The sequence below is a fragment of the Frateuria sp. sgz306004 genome (genome assembly GCF_057750885.1).
The window spans coordinates 578,856-593,636 of record NZ_JBYLFE010000002.1 but is presented as its reverse complement, the minus strand read 5'-3'; the positions used below and the strand labels follow the sequence as shown (position 1 = coordinate 593,636).

Below are 14,781 nucleotides of genomic sequence, written 5' to 3'. Positions count from 1 at the left end.
CTATTCGGGCGCCTGGTTGAGCACTGCCCAGAACTGCCCCACCGTGCGTACGGCTTCAAAGAACTGCTCTACGTCCACGGGTTTGATTACGTAGGCGTTGGCGCCGATATCCCAGCTTCGCGCCAGATCGCTTTCCTCGCGGGAGGAAGAAAGGATGACCACCGGCACGCGTCGAAAGCGTTCGTCCGCGCGCAATTGGGTGAGTACTTCCAGGCCGCTCATGCGGGGCATCTTGATATCGAGCAGCACCACCGCGGGGTCGATCGGCTCGCGCCCGGCCCACTCGCCGCGGCAGTAGAGGTAATCCAGGCAATCCACGCCGTCTTCCAGGTGCACCACGGGGTTGGCGAGGTTAGCCTCGGCCAGCGCATCCATGGCCATTTCCGCATCTGCGAGGCTGTCCTCGACGAGCAGGATGGTTCGAATGTCACGGTGGTTCATGGCCGCCTCTGCGTAAAGCTTTCAGCCAGGTCGGACGCGGGCATCGAGAAATGGAAGCGTGCACCCTGCCCGGGCTGGGCGTCGGCCCAGACGCGTCCGCCATGACGCGTGATGATACGCCGCACGTTGGCCAGGCCAATGCCGTTACCGGGGAACTCCGAGGCGCGGTGCAGGCGCTGGAACACGCCGAATAGCTTGCCCGCGTACTGCATGTCGAAACCGGCACCGTTGTCGGTCACCACGAATTCATAGCTACCATCGCGATGGCGCTGTACGTCCACATCGATGCGCGCCACGTCGCATTTGCCGGTGTACTTGACCGCGTTGCCGAGCAGGTTCTGCCACACGGTGCGCAACATGTTCTCGTCGCCGACCACGATAGGCAGCGGGGCGATGGACCAGACGATATGGCGGCCGTGCGCATCGATTTCGGCGAGCGCACGCGCCTCATCGGCCAGGGATTGCATATCCACCGGCTGAAGGCGCAGCGCGCCACGACCCAGGCGCGAGAACACCAGCAGGTCTTCGATCAACAGGGCCATGCGCCGCGAGGCATCGTTGATCACCTCGATATAGTGGCGCGAACGCTCATCCGCGGCATCGCCCAGGTGCTGCTGCAACTTGCCCGCGAAACCACTGATATGGCGCAGCGGCGCGCGCAAATCGTGCGACACGGAGTAACTGAAGGCTTCCAGCTCACGGTTCACATCCGAGATCTGCTCCACCTTGCCTTCGAGTTGGCGGTTGAGCTCCTTGACCTGCTGCTCCACCAGGGCACGCGCGGTCACGTCGCTCAGGGTGATCAGCAATACCGGGTCGCCGCCGCCTTCGGGCTCCAGGCGACGGGCGTTGATCACTACGTGGCGATCCACGCCATCGACCGTGCGCTGGACCAACTCGTAGTCCCACAGCTCGCGATCGAGCAGCAACACGTCGTTGAGTCGTTGCAGCAAGGCGCCATCGGTCCACGCGCCTTCGCCGATCTCGGTGAGCGGCATCGATTGGCGGAAATCGGGCGGCAGCCCGTACAACTCGCCGAAGGCGGCGTTCACCAGCAAGGTGCCGAGGTTGGCGTCGAGCAGTGCAATGGGCTCGCGCACCGCCTGCACGATCAGTTGCGAGCGCTGCACGGCCTGCCCTTCGCGCACTTCGGCGACCAGGCGACGACTGATCTGGCGCTCGGACACGATCACCACGATGGTCAGCAACACCATCTGCGCAATGGCGGTGATAGCCAGGGCCAGGCTGCTATTCAAGGCCTCGCGCGAGGCCGCGTCGCGGCGCCCGAGCAAAACGGTGTCTTCGTTGCGGACGATGCCTTCGATAAGGTCATCCATGCGAAACAACGTGCCTGCATCGCGCATGGCGTCCGCCGCGCCTTGGGAGTCACCTTTGTCCTGATGCAGCACGGCTTGGCCGCTCAACGCCATGCGGCCATTGACCACGGCGTTGAGCGAGCCGATCAGGGCTTGCTGGTCTGCGCTGTCGCGGGTCATCTCGCGCAGTTGGTTGAGCAGGCGCGGCACTTCGCGCTCGGCGCGCGCGGCCCGCTCGCGAACTTGCGGCGACATGTCGCCATGGATCATGCGATAGATCGCAGCCTCGCTGTCGCGTGTGACATAAGCGATGCGATAGGTCAGCGATTTGACTTCGGATGAGTGGGTCACGCGCTCATTGGCGCGAATGGCCTCCGCCGCCCCACTCCGGGTGACAATGTACGGCAGCGCCACGATCACGAGCACGGCCGCCAGCAGGCCGCCCAGGCGCCAGCGCAGGGCCATCCGGTCTTTGGTGGCCGGCCGGAGTGTCGACGCCAATTTCCATGAGGAGCGCAACATGCCCGGCATAGTTGCAGAATCCCCCAGGCAATTGCCACCTCTGGAGCGAGGGGTTTTCCTCTCACCTTAGTCAGCGCTGGCTGAGGGGGTTCATTTTGCGCCCCGCATCACGGCAACGGCCAAACGCCTGGATCGGTACTGACCAACCGACATTTTGCTCGTCATCCCCGAGAAAGCTTTGGCCCCCCGGCCTGTAAAGCGTTGAGCGCAAGGTCACGGGATGACCAGCCCTTCGGCTGTTGAAAGGCACCTCCTGCGTTCGCAGGAATGACGATCAAAATCAGAGCATCTTTAGAACCCGCCCTCGCTCATGGATGAGGGCCGGCTACCGGGCTGCTGGCCCCAGGCCCGATTGGGTTCGGCCTGCATGCGGAAGCGCAACTCGCCACCCGCCAGGATCTCGTCGTGGCGGAGAAATACGCGATCCAGTGGCTTACCGTTGAGGGTGACGCTGCCGACATAGGGATGGCGATCGTCCAGCGGCGCGGCGCTCACGGTGAATACCTTGCCGTTGGGCAGATGCAGGCTGGCGCGGGATACGAACGGCCGCCCAATGGCGTACTCCACGCTGGCCGGTGTCACCGGGTAGAAACCGAGCGCGGTAAAGATGTACCAGGCCGACATCTGCCCCAGGTCGTCGTTGCCGGCAAGGCCGTCGGGCCGCTCGGCGTACTGCGTATCCATGATTTGCTTGAGGCGCTTCTGGGTCTGCCACGGGGCGCCGGCATAGTCGTAGAGATAGGCCAGGTGGTGGCTGGGCTCGTTGCCATGGGCGTACCAGCCGATGAGGCCGGTGATGTCTTCCACATGGGCAAAGCGCGCCGGGTCGACCTTGGCGTCGAACACGCTGTCGAGCTTGGCAACGAAAGCGGCATCGCCGCCCATGGCCTTGACTAGCGCGGCCACGTCCTGCGGGACGTACCAGGAGTACTGCCAGGCGTTGCCCTCGGTGTAGTCGGTGCCGTAGCCGGCGGCATCCGGGTCGAAGGGTTCGCGGAAGGTTCCATCGGTTTTGCGGGCACGCATGAAGCCGGTTTTGGGGTCGTAAGCGTTGCGCCAGTTTCCGGCGCGCTTTTCGAAGGTGGCGGCAATGTCCTGGCGCCCCATGGCCTTGGCCATCTGCGCCAGCGACCAGTCGTCATAGGCGTATTCCAGCGTCTTGGAGGCGCCTTCGGGCTCCTTGTCGATGGGTACGTAGCCGAGCTTCATGTAGTCACCCAGGCCGCCATACGGCGCATAGGTGGCGCTGGCTACCATGGCCTTGAGCGCGGCATCGGCATCGAAGCCGCGCACGCCCTTGACGTAGGCATCGGCGATCACCGGCACGGCGTGGTAGCCGATCATGCACCACGTTTCCAGGCCCTGGTACGCCCATACCGGCAGAATGCCGAACGGGCTGGCCTCGCGCGCGGCGATCAGCGAGCGCACGAAGTCGGTGCTGCGCTGGGGCATCAGCAAAGCCATCAGCGGCTGCTGGGCGCGGTAGACATCCCACAGGGACCAGGTGGAGTGGAACTCGAAGGGGCCGTTGGCGTCGGTGGCCTGATGCACGGCGCCATCGGGGCCGCGAAACTGGCCGTTCACGTCCATGCTCAACGTGGGCGAGAGCAGCGCGTGATACAGCGAGGTATAGAAGCTGACGCGCTGCGCCTTGGGCGCATCTACGTCGATGACGGCCAAGGCCTTGTTCCATGCCTCGCGCGCTTCGGCGCGACGGGCATCGAAATCCCAGCCCTGCCCTTCGGCATCCAGGTTGGCGATGGCGTTGGCCTCGCTCACCGAGGAGATCGCCACCTTCACGCCCAACGGCTGTTTCAAGGCACCGAAGTCGAACACGCCCACCAAGGCGCGGCCCTGCTGCGCATCGTGATCTTCTGCCTGGTGGCCCGGGCCCTTGAAGCCTTTGTAGACCACGTCGACTTCGCGGTTGTACAGCGTGCGCGCCTGCATCGGCTGCGAGAAGCGCATGGCGAAGCACAGCTCGCGCCCGGGCGCCCAACCACGCGTGGTGCGGCAACCGGTAACGGTGCCGTCCTCGCGAACACGCAGGCTGGCCCATAGCACCTTGCCGTCGTAGTCGTAGATGCTGGGGCGAAGGTCGAGCAGAAGATGCGCGGGCTTGCCAGCCGGAAACGTATAGCGATGCCAGCCGACACGGCGGCCGGCGGTGAGTTCGGCACGCACGCCGTAATCGCTGAGCGTGACGGCGTAATAGCCCGCCTCCACCTTCTCGCTCTGGTGGCTGAAACGCGAGCGGTAGCCGCTGCCCGGCTGGGCCGGGTCACCCTGCTCCAAGCGCACGTCGCCAGCAATCGGCATCACGAGCACGTCACCGAGATCCGAGTGACCCGAGCCGGAAAAATGCGTATGGGAAAAACCGAGCAGGCTGGTGTCGCCGTACTGATAGCCGGCGGCCCATTTATAGGCCTGCTTGAAATTCGGCATGGCCGTGTCGGGCGACAACTGAATCATGCCGAATGGCACGGTGGCACCCGGGAAGGTGTGACCGTCGCCGCCGGTGCCGATACGCGGATCGACATCGACCGCATGCTCGCTGGTGCCCGCCACTGCCGCCACGGGCGACAAGGCTAGCGCGAGCATCAGCGGAAACCAGGAGCGGGATGGAAGACGTGCCATGAAATTCCCCTGCGTGACGCTTTGGACCGTTTGGAATCTAGCAGTGTCCTTTGCGTCGTGCACATTCCATCGCGTCGTTCGATGAAACTCAGGGCGGGCCAAGTGGCCCGCCCTGCTTGTTGCGTCAGTCGATCTTCCAATCCAGTGACAGGAACACTTCGCGACCGGTGTAGTTGGCGCCCTGCTGCGTCGGAATGAACTCGAAGCCGCCCGCGTAGTACGGGATGGCGCCCACCTTGTCGAAGATGTTCGACACGTTGAGGCCGGCCTTGAGGCGCTCGTTGATTTGATACGACACCGACGAACTCCAGATGATCCACGGCGACACGTGGCCGCGATAGATCACGCACTGCGGGTCGCCCACCGACGGCTGGATGCCGTTGGGCAGCACTTCGCAACCGCCGTAGTTGTTGGCGCGCATGGAGCCCGAACGCTCGCCGTGCAGCGTCACGTCCCAATCGCCGTAGTGCCATGCGGCCGTACCCACCACCTTGCTTGCCACATACTGGTAACGGGTGTTCACCAGCGGGTCGGAGGCCAGATCCCGCTCCTTGAAGGAGAGGTTGTTGGTGTAGTCAATGCGCACATTGAAGCTACCCCAGCGCTGCGTGGCGAACTTGTAGCTCACCGAGGCATCCACGCCACTTACGTACAGCGACGCTTCGTTGATCGGGCCCACGGTAGCGCTGACGATGTTGCCGGCGGTGTCGCGCACCACGTTGCGAATGGCCAACTGGCAGTACTCCGAACCCAGCGGGTGCGCGATGTACGGCGCGCCGCTCACGGTCTGGCCGGTGAGGCAGCCCGCTTCGTCGGTCAGCAGCGTGTTGGTGTCGATCCACTTGATGGCGTTGTCGATGCCCATGTGCCAGTAGTCGGCCGACACGGACAGGCCCTCCACCATCGGCACGTCCCACACCACACCATACGTCCAGGAGTGACCAGTTTCTGGCAGCAAGTTGCGACTACCGCCCGAGTACTGGTTGAAGAAGGTGGCGTGCTGGTAGTTCTGGCAGGCGCGGTCGCCCTTCTGGATGCACTGCAGCGGGTCAGCGTAGTTACCCACAGTGGAGACCGAATCGGCCAGGTAGATGGCCTGCATGTCCGGCGCATGGAAGTTGGTGCCGTAGGTGCCGCGCAGCAGCAGGCCTTCCAGCGGACGCCACTCCAGCGAGGTGCCCCACGTGCGGGCAATATTGGCGAGGCTGGCGTCGCGGTACTTGTCGAGGCGACCGGAGATCGTCCAGGTCAGCGTCGAGGCCAGCGGCACGCGGAACTCGGTGGCAGTGGACAGGCGGTTACGCGTACCGCCGCCGGTGATGTAGTTCTGGAACGGGTCGCCGAACGTGGTGGTGTTGCCGCGCGGATCGGGCGCCAGGCGGAAGCCCTGGTGGTTGGCTTCCACTACGCCAGCGAAACCGACCGGGCCGGCCCAGGTGTTGAACAAGTCACCGTTGACGTTCAACGTGGCCTGATCCATCCAGGTATAGGCGCTGTTGACGCCGCCCACGGCGAAGCTCTGGTAATCGGACGGCGAAATCGGGCTCCAGAAGCGATTGTTGTTCAACGCGTAGGTCGGGTACGCGGTGCCATTCACCGTGGTGGTGCCCAGCTGCGGCCCGAAGAAGTAATCGAACATGCCCTGTTCGTTCAGGCCCGTGTAGTGCTCATGCACGATGTACTTGCTGGTACCGAGGTTGAGGTCCCAGTTGAAGCGGTTGTCCAGGATGGTGCCCTTGAGGCCGCCATGGATATCCCAGTTCTGTTCGTAGTCGTGCGTATTGCCGTAGCCACCCAACTCCTGCGGCGTCAATTGGCGAACGTAGTTGCTGATGACCTGCCCGGAGGTCTGGTCATAGAAATTGTTCGGCAGGCCGCTCATCGGGTATAGCGCCGGCAGCGCGGTGTTGGTGGTGCCGGTGCTGTCCTTGAAGGCCACCGAGCCATAGCCTTGCAGCGAGGAACTGAAATCGTAGTCACCCGCCACATAGACGCTGTCGCTGCGCAGGCCTGGCGAGAGCACCCAGTTAGCGAACGCGGCGTTCTGCGTGCACGACACGCCCGTGTCGGTAATGTTGGTGGGGTCCACCACATTGCCGTTGGTGCCGACCGTCTTGTGGTCGTACGCGGAGAAGTTGTTGCCAAACTTGCTGCATGCACCCGCCGGCGGCGTGATGAAGTTGCCGGCGGCGTTCTGGATCGCCGCACCGTTGGAGGTGGGGAAACCGAACATGCGCGCGCTGGGGTTCCAGGCACCGTAGCCCGCGTCGGTCTCGGAGTCGGTGTAGGTGCGATCGCGGCCCCACAGCGGCGAACGATTGGTGTGCTGGTAGTTGTAGACCACGTGCCAGCCGTCGCCCGAACGACCGCCCAGGAAGTTCACGTCGCCGTAGTTGCGGCCGCCACGGGTAGCGCCACCGCCGGTGACCTGCAGGTCATCGCCCTGGTAGGTTTTCTTGAGGATCACGTTGACCACGCCGGCCACGGCATCGGAGCCGTAGATCGACGACGCGCCGGTTGCCAGCACTTCGATGTGGTCGATCATGCCCACCGGAATGTTGGCGAAGTTCTGGAACGTGCTTTGTCCAGCACTCGGCTGCGGATAGTCGGGAATGCGGTGACCGTCCACCAGCAGCAGGCTGTGGTCCGGACCCAGGTTGCGCAGGTTGATCGGGCGGGCGTTGACGGCCGTGTTGCCCCAGGTGGACACGCGATCGGAGAACTCCGGCGTTGCCACCTGCGGCAGCGAGTTGAGGAACTCGTATACCGTGGTGTAGCCCTGTGCCTTGATCTGCTCGGCCGTGATGATGGTGACCGGTGCGGGACCTTCGATCTCCGAGCGAGGAATGCGCGAGCCGGTAACCACGATCTTGTCGAGAGTTACGGGCTTCTTGTTCGCATCGCTCGGCGACGGAGTGTTCTGGTCACCGCTCTGGGCGGCGCCGGTTTGCGCGTACAGCGGCGTGGCGAGCGCGCAAGCCAGCGAACTGGCAAGCAGGGCGCGGCGCAGGTGGATACGGTTCATCTTGATTCCCTCCCGAATACCTTGTGTGGTGATGGCAGCCATCGTTCTCTCCAAACCGTTGGCGGCTTTCGTTGTGGTTGTTGTGTTGCCGACGTTTGCAACGTGAGCCGGCGTCGGTTCCGGCCTGCCCCGGTAGGAACGCCCGCGACGAGGGGCTGCGTCGCGGGCTGGGTTCATGGCGCCGGACCGGCCGCGCCGTCGGCGCGTACCGTTACCAGCGCATGTCGTTCGGGCAGCTCGTTCCACACGGCCGGGTCTTCGGCACCGAGCACCCACGAGCAGAAGCCCTGCAGGCCCTGCTGCTTGACCAGCGCATAGCGATCGCGGAAGGCGTGCGCATCGGGCAGGAACACCCATTCGCGCATCTGGTCACGGTAGAAGTAGAACCAGCTCTCGTGCTCCACCGGGTCCCACTGCACGGTGGCGCCGTATTGACGAGCAAGCGGTAGCGAGGCATCGGCATCGATGTATTCGGCGGCGATATTGGAGGCTTCCTTGCCGTCGTCGCGCACGGGGCTGCCGGCGTACCAGTGGTAGCCATACAACGGAATACCCAGCGAGAGCTTTTCCTTGGGTACGCGGCCCAGCGCGTAGGTGAGGTGCTCCATCGTCCACGGCATGCCAGCCACCGGGCCGGGCGTGGTCCAGCGCGTGTGCTGGTCGTAGGTCATCAGGCAAACCAGGTCGAGCACTTTGCCCAGTGCGGCGAGGTCATAAGCGCCGCGCCAGTATTCCCAGATCCACTTGCTGAACGCGCCGCGCCCGGCGTGGCCCGGTGCGTCAGGTACCACGGCCATGGAAAGCTGCAGGCCGTGCTTGTGCAGCGCCTCGGCGGTTTCCCGAGTGAGCTGGGTGAGCGCATCGCGGTCGGTCCAGGCGATGTTTTCGAAGTCGAACTGAAAGCCGCTGAACTTGTATTGCTGCGCCTGGACCAGCAGCGCGTCGATCATGGCGCGACGCGCTTTCTCGTCGCCCAGCAGTTGGTGAAACGCCGCGCGGTCGCCGCCCGCGGAAACAATGGGCATCACCGTTACGTCGTTGGCCTTGGCAATGGCCATCACCAGCGGATTAGGTTCACCCGAGACCAGCCCATGCGCGTCCACGGCGTACCAGGTAGGCACCAGCACGTCGATGCGATTGGCGTGACGCTCGAAGGCGTCAATCGATTTCTGCTGGTCGAGCATGTAGAACATCGCGCTCGGCGCGCGGGCGTGGACTGCAAGCGGCAACAGCAGGCAGAGCACAGCGATCAGTCGCTTCATCAGGCGGTTCCAGGCGGCGGGTCAGAGGTGGTCGAGGGCGATGCGATAGGCGTAGGCGTGGGCGCCCGCAGGCGCAGCCGGCAGCTCCAGATGCAGGCCGTCGGCGTCCTGGCGATAGCGCACCGGTTTGCCGGTGGCGAGCAGGGTCACGCCGCGCACTTTCTGCGCGGGGGTGATCGAATGGATCAGTGCATGCCCATCGGCTGGCCAGCCCAGTTCGATCGCATAGAGCTGGCCGTTCTTGGTGGTGAAGCGGAAATCCTCGGCCGTATAGGGCTTGGTCTTGGTGTCCTGCATGGTGCCGGCTACGACTTGCGTGGGGCCTTCACCAAAGCGCTGCCACGGCCGCGTGCCATAGATGGCCTCGCCGTTGGCATGCAGCCACTGACCCACGGCCAGCAGAATGTCGTGCGCCTGCGGCGGAATGGTGCCGTCGGCCTTGGGGCCGATGTTGAGCAGCAGGTTGCCGTTCTTGCTCACCACATCGGCGAGCAATTGCACGATCTCATCCGGCGACTTGTAAGTATCACCCTCGGCATAGCCCCAGGAATCGGGGCTCACCGAGGTTTCGGTTTGCCAGGGTTCTTGCCGGATGTCTGCCGCCTGACCGCGTTCGATGGTGAGCGTGCCGGTGCCGGGACGCATGTCGTTGAGCTTGTAGCTGAGCACCACACCCTGTTGCCGTGTACTCGCCTGGTTGTAGTAGAACGCGGCAAACTCCGCGAGCGCGCCACGGAAGCGCGGCTGACCGATCCACCAGTCGAAGTACATCAGGTCGGGCTGGTAGCGCTGCACGATCTCCGCCGAGCGCGCCAGCCAGTCATCGAGGTAGGCGTCGGACACGTAGGTCCAGTCCACCTCTTGCCCGTCTTCGCCCTTGGCCGAGCGCGAGGGATGCGCCGGCCCGTACAGCGCGGCGTAGCGTGGATCGTTGACGTCGGAGTCGTAGCCGCGCCCGTATTCGAAGAACCAGTCGTGTTCGGCGCGATGCGAGGAGAGGCCCAGCTTCATGCCCTGCGCTCGAATGGCCTTGGCCAGTTCGCCGATCACGTCGCGATGTGGCCCCATCTTCACCGCCGTCCAATCGGACAACTGCGAGTCGTACATGGCAAAGCCATCGTGGTGCTCGGCCACCGGCACCACGTAGCGCGCACCGGCTTGGCGAAACAGCGCGGCCCACGCATTGGCGTCGAAGTGCTCGGCCTTGAAACGCGGGATCAGATCCTTGTAGCCCACCTGCGGCATGGGGCCATAGGTGTCGAGCTGGTGCTGGTGATAGTCGGCGTACTCACCGCTGCGCTCGTACATGTGGCGCGGGTACCACTCGCCCTTGTACGCCGCCACCGAGTACACGCCCCAGTGAATGAAGATGCCAAACTTGGCATCGCGATACCACTCGGGTGTGCGATACGCGGTGAGGGTTTGCCAGTCGGGCTGCACCGGCCCTTGCCAGGCCACTTGGCGCGTATGCGCCAGCACCTCGCGACGCACGGCGTCATAAGGCTGGTTGGCCTTGACCCATTGCCGCTCGATCGTGGCGGTATCGGGCGCCGTGGCGGCGGGCGCATCGGCAGCGGCCAGCGGCCACGCAGCGCACCCAAGGCCCAGGGCGAACAAGCGATGGAACCAACGACGTTCCCACAGCGGCGACATCACGGACATGGCGAGTACTCGTCAAACCTGGCGAAATGGATGGCGAACCAAACGGGAAATCAGCACACGCCCGAAGGCGCTCAACACACGGCGGACGGAGTGGAGCGTTCATGCAGCCAGCTCGCCGCGCCGATGACACCCAACTGGGCGTGATCGACCACGTGCACCGGCACGGTCTGCTGGAACGGACGCATCACGCCCTTGTCGAGGAAGCGTTCGACGAAAGCGCTCTGCGCCAGGAAACCCGTCATGCGCGAAAGGAAACCGCCGGCCAGGTAGATGCCGCCGGTAGCGCCGTACAGCATCGCCAGGTCGCCCACGAATGAACCCAGCCACGCGCAGAACAGGCCCAACGCTTCTACCGCGCGTGCGTCCTGGCCAGCGCATGCGGCGGCGACCACGGCGGCTGGTTCATCGGCCGTCGGCGCGATGCCCTTCATGCCGCAAAGCGTTTGGTAAAGGCGCAGCAAACCCGGGCCAGACAACACGTGGTCATAAGGCACATGCGTATCCGCCGCAGCCAACGCCTGCAGCACCGCCTGCTCGCGACCCACGCGCGCGGCAAGCGCGATGTGCCCCGCTTCGGTGGCAAGCACGCGCGAGCGCGTGCCCGGCAAACGCACGGCCACGCCCAACCCCGTACCAGGCCCCACCACCACCACGGGGCCCGGCAGCGAGGTATTTGCGGCGCGCGGCGCGTGTACGGTGGTCAAGCTGCTGTCGTGCAAATAGGCCGTGGCGTGCGCCAGCGCCTCGAAATCGTTGAGCACGCGCACTTCATCGAATTGAAGTGCCTTGGCGAGCGCGGCCGGCTCGATGGGCCAACGCAAATGGCGATTGATTACCCGCCCTTCGTGCAAGTAGCCGGCGCACGCCAGGGCGAAGCGACGCGGCTGCGCAGCGTGCTCCTCGCAGAAGGCACGCACGATGTGGTCGAAACCGTCATGGGCCGCGCAGGGGTAGACCCGATAGGCCACGACCTGCGGACGTGCCGACGTGGCGCCTTCGCGCGCAAACGAAACCAGACCGAGCCGGGCATGCGTGCCACCGACATCGGCGGCGAGCAGCAACGTGGCGTTGTCCGTGACGGAGTGCATCGAGAACGCTGGCTCAGCCATGGGTCATCGCTCCGTTGTCCGGAGTCCATCGAGGTGCCGCTTCGCCATCCCACCGCTTGTGCATCCGCATGTCCCCTCCAGCCGCCTCGGCGTCCCGTGAGTGCGCCATCCAGCGCGTCACTGCGATTTCGTGGCACGTTGGATGTGCCGCATTTAGATCGATACAAATTTTTGACTGCGATTTAGATCGAGGCAAGTTGCAGCGCAACACTCCTTACGCGAGGATTACGCCACCCGGAACAACGGGTGGAAACGACCCCGCTGAGGGCCGTTTCCCCACCCTTGCCGTCGCGGGCTCAGCCCAACGTCACGGGCACCGTTGCCGCCTGCCCGAACGCCGGTGGCCGGTCAGTCGGATCGGCGCCGAACGCCTTGTTGGGCGTACTGCCCATGACGAACTCCAGCGTGCCACCGGCCGCCAATTGCGCGTGGCTGATCCAACTGCGCGTCCACGGCTGACCGTTCCATCGCACCGACTGGATGTATGCCTGGCCCGGGCCATTGCCCTCGGTGCGAATCTCCAACGTACGGCCGCCGGCGAGCGCGATCTGCGCGCGATCGAGCACGGGGCTGCCGAATACGTAGTTGGTGCTCACGGGATCAACCGGGTACAGGCCCATGGCACTCAGCACGTACCACGCACTCATCTGGCCGCAGTCTTCATTGCCGGCCAGCCCGTCCGGTTCGGCCGGGTACATGGTTTCCAGCAACATGCGTACGCGTGCCTGCGTCTTGTAGTGCGAGCCCGTGTACGCATACAGGTAGGCCACGTGATGGCTGGGCTCGTTGCCGTGCGCATACTGGCCCACCATGCCGGCGATATCCGGCGGCGCGTCATCGGGAAGTTCCGAGCTGATGGTGAACAACTCGTCGAGCTTCTTCTCGAACGCCTGCTGGCCGCCGAACAGCGTCATGTAGGCGTAGAGGTCGTGCTGGTTGAGGAAGCTCGCCTCCCACGCATTGGACTCAGTGAAGTCGCGCCACTCCTTGGAGTGACCCATGCCGCGCGGATCGAACGGCTCCAACCACTTTCCATCGCTGCCGCGCGGGCGCACGAGGCTTTGGCTCTTGTCGAACACGTGCTGGTAGTTGCGCGAGCGAGCACGCAAGGCCTTGGCGTCGTCACTGGCGCCCGCCGCCTCGGCCATGTGCGCGACGGCCCAATCGTCATAGGCGTATTCAAGCGTCTTGCTGGCCGCCTCACCTTCCTTGTCGCTGGGGATGTAGCCGAGCTTGCGGTAATAGGTAAGGCCGCGATAATCGTCTTCCATCGCGCGCTTGCGATAGATGGGCCAGGCGCGGGCGTAGTCGATGCCGGTGAAACCCTTGGCCTGCGCCTCGGCAATGACTACCGCCGAGTGGTAACCAATCATGCAACCCGTTTCCACGCCCTGCAGCGGCCATACCGGCGGACCATCGGGGCTCTCGGCCGCCATGCGCACCAGGCCGTTGACCAGATCGGGTACGCGGTCGGGCTGGAACAAGGTGAGCAGCGGGTGCAGCGCGCGGTAGGTGTCCCACAGCGAATAGGTGCTGTAGTTGTTCTGGCCGTTCGGCAGCTGATGCACGGCCAAGTCCATGCCGCGATAGCGCCCATCCACATCGCTGAACAGCGTGGGCGCCAACATGGTGTGGTAGAGCGCACTGTAGAAGGTGCGCAGCGTGGGCAACGAGGAGGAATCGACATGGATGCGGCTGAGCTCGCTTTCCCACGCGGCAGCGGCACTCTGGCGCACGCCATCGAAATCCCAGCCGGGAACATCCTGCTCCAGGTTGCGCAACGCGCCATCCACGTCCACCGCGGAAATGCCCACCTTGACCAGCAGTGGCTCGTGGCCCACGTCCTTGAAGTGCAATGCGGCCTTCAGGTGGGCGCCCTTGGCTTCGCCGCTGCCATCGGGCAACGCGGCATCTTCCGCATATAACGAGGCCTTGGCGAATGGACGGGACACACGCATGGCGAAATAGATATGGCGGCCGTTGGCCCATTGGTGCACACGCCGCCCACCCACCAGCAGATCGTTGCCAAGCACGCGCAGCTCGGCATCGCTCACGGCAGCAGGCACGGTGGCGTTGTCGTGATAACCATGAGCTAAATCCACCACCAGGTGACCTTCGCCGTGCCCATGGAAGGTGTAGCGATGCAGGCCGGCACGCAGCGTGGCGGTGAGTTCGGCAAGGATGTCGTGATCCGTAAGATGTACGCGGTAATAGCCGGGGCGCGCGTGCTCGGATGCTTTGTCGTAGCGCGAGCGATAGCCGCGCCCGGGCTGCGCCTTGCTGTCTGGCGACAATTGCGGTGTGGCACTGGCGACACCGTCGAAGCGCGAACGGTAGTTGTGATCCGGCAGGCCACGCGCACCCGCATCCATCAGCACCGGCCCCCGCGCCGGCATCACCAGGATGTCGAGCATGTCGCTGGCGCCCGTGCCGCTCAGGTGCGTATGCGAAAAGCCCATGATGGAGCCATCGGCCTGGTGGTAACCCGAGCAGGCGTCCCAACCGGAGTCATGCGTATCCGGGCTGAGCTGCACCATGCCGTAGGGCATCGTCGCGCCCGGATACGTATGGCCGTGCCCACCGGTGCCGACGAATACGTCTACGTAGCGCGATACACCGCTAGCGGCGTCCATCGCCCCGCCAGCCGCTCCGCCAGCGCTTGCTTTCGCGTTAACAGCACCGGCCAACGAGCTGGCGAGGGAAGGCAGCGGTGCACCGAGTACGGCCAGCGCACCCATGCCTTGCAGGAATTGTCGGCGGGACACCATGGGGAATTCTCCGTGAAAGCGTGGGTAGGGCGGTAAAGG

Annotated in this window: 8 protein-coding genes; all 8 read right to left on the bottom strand. The window is 64.4% G+C overall.

Going from position 1 to position 14,781, the window contains the following annotated elements:
• Complete coding sequence (locus tag AC3G2C_RS05950) at positions 1-441, bottom strand: response regulator (RefSeq protein WP_488383692.1); 441 nt, start codon at positions 439-441, stop codon at positions 1-3.
• Entirely contained in the window at positions 438-2,222 is a 1,785-nt protein-coding gene (locus AC3G2C_RS05945) for a sensor histidine kinase (RefSeq protein ID WP_488383691.1), read from the bottom strand. The genes AC3G2C_RS05950 and AC3G2C_RS05945 overlap by 4 nt, the downstream gene beginning before the upstream one ends.
• Positions 2,223-2,570: 348 nt before the next feature.
• Positions 2,571-4,916: a GH92 family glycosyl hydrolase gene (locus AC3G2C_RS05940; protein ID WP_488383690.1), complete on the bottom strand. Its 2,346-nt coding sequence runs from the start codon at positions 4,914-4,916 to the stop codon at positions 2,571-2,573.
• Positions 4,917-5,040: 124 nt separating this feature from the next.
• Entirely contained in the window at positions 5,041-7,941 is a 2,901-nt protein-coding gene (locus AC3G2C_RS05935) for a TonB-dependent receptor domain-containing protein (RefSeq protein WP_488383689.1), read from the bottom strand.
• A gap of 173 nt (positions 7,942-8,114) precedes the next feature.
• Positions 8,115-9,203, bottom strand: a complete 1,089-nt coding sequence (locus tag AC3G2C_RS05930; RefSeq protein WP_488383688.1) for a glycosyl hydrolase family 18 protein — start codon at positions 9,201-9,203, stop codon at positions 8,115-8,117.
• A 21-nt stretch (positions 9,204-9,224) separates the two neighbouring features.
• On the bottom strand, positions 9,225-10,856 hold the full coding sequence (locus AC3G2C_RS05925) for an alpha-L-fucosidase (protein ID WP_488383771.1): 1,632 nt from the start codon (positions 10,854-10,856) through the stop codon (positions 9,225-9,227).
• 80 nt (positions 10,857-10,936) lie between these two features.
• Positions 10,937-11,974: a glucokinase gene (locus tag AC3G2C_RS05920; protein ID WP_488383687.1), complete on the bottom strand. Its 1,038-nt coding sequence runs from the start codon at positions 11,972-11,974 to the stop codon at positions 10,937-10,939.
• Between the two features lie 296 nt (positions 11,975-12,270).
• Positions 12,271-14,742 (bottom strand): GH92 family glycosyl hydrolase, encoded by a 2,472-nt coding sequence (locus AC3G2C_RS05915; RefSeq protein ID WP_488383686.1) that lies wholly within the window; start codon positions 14,740-14,742, stop codon positions 12,271-12,273.
• Between the last annotated feature and the right edge of the window lie 39 nt (positions 14,743-14,781).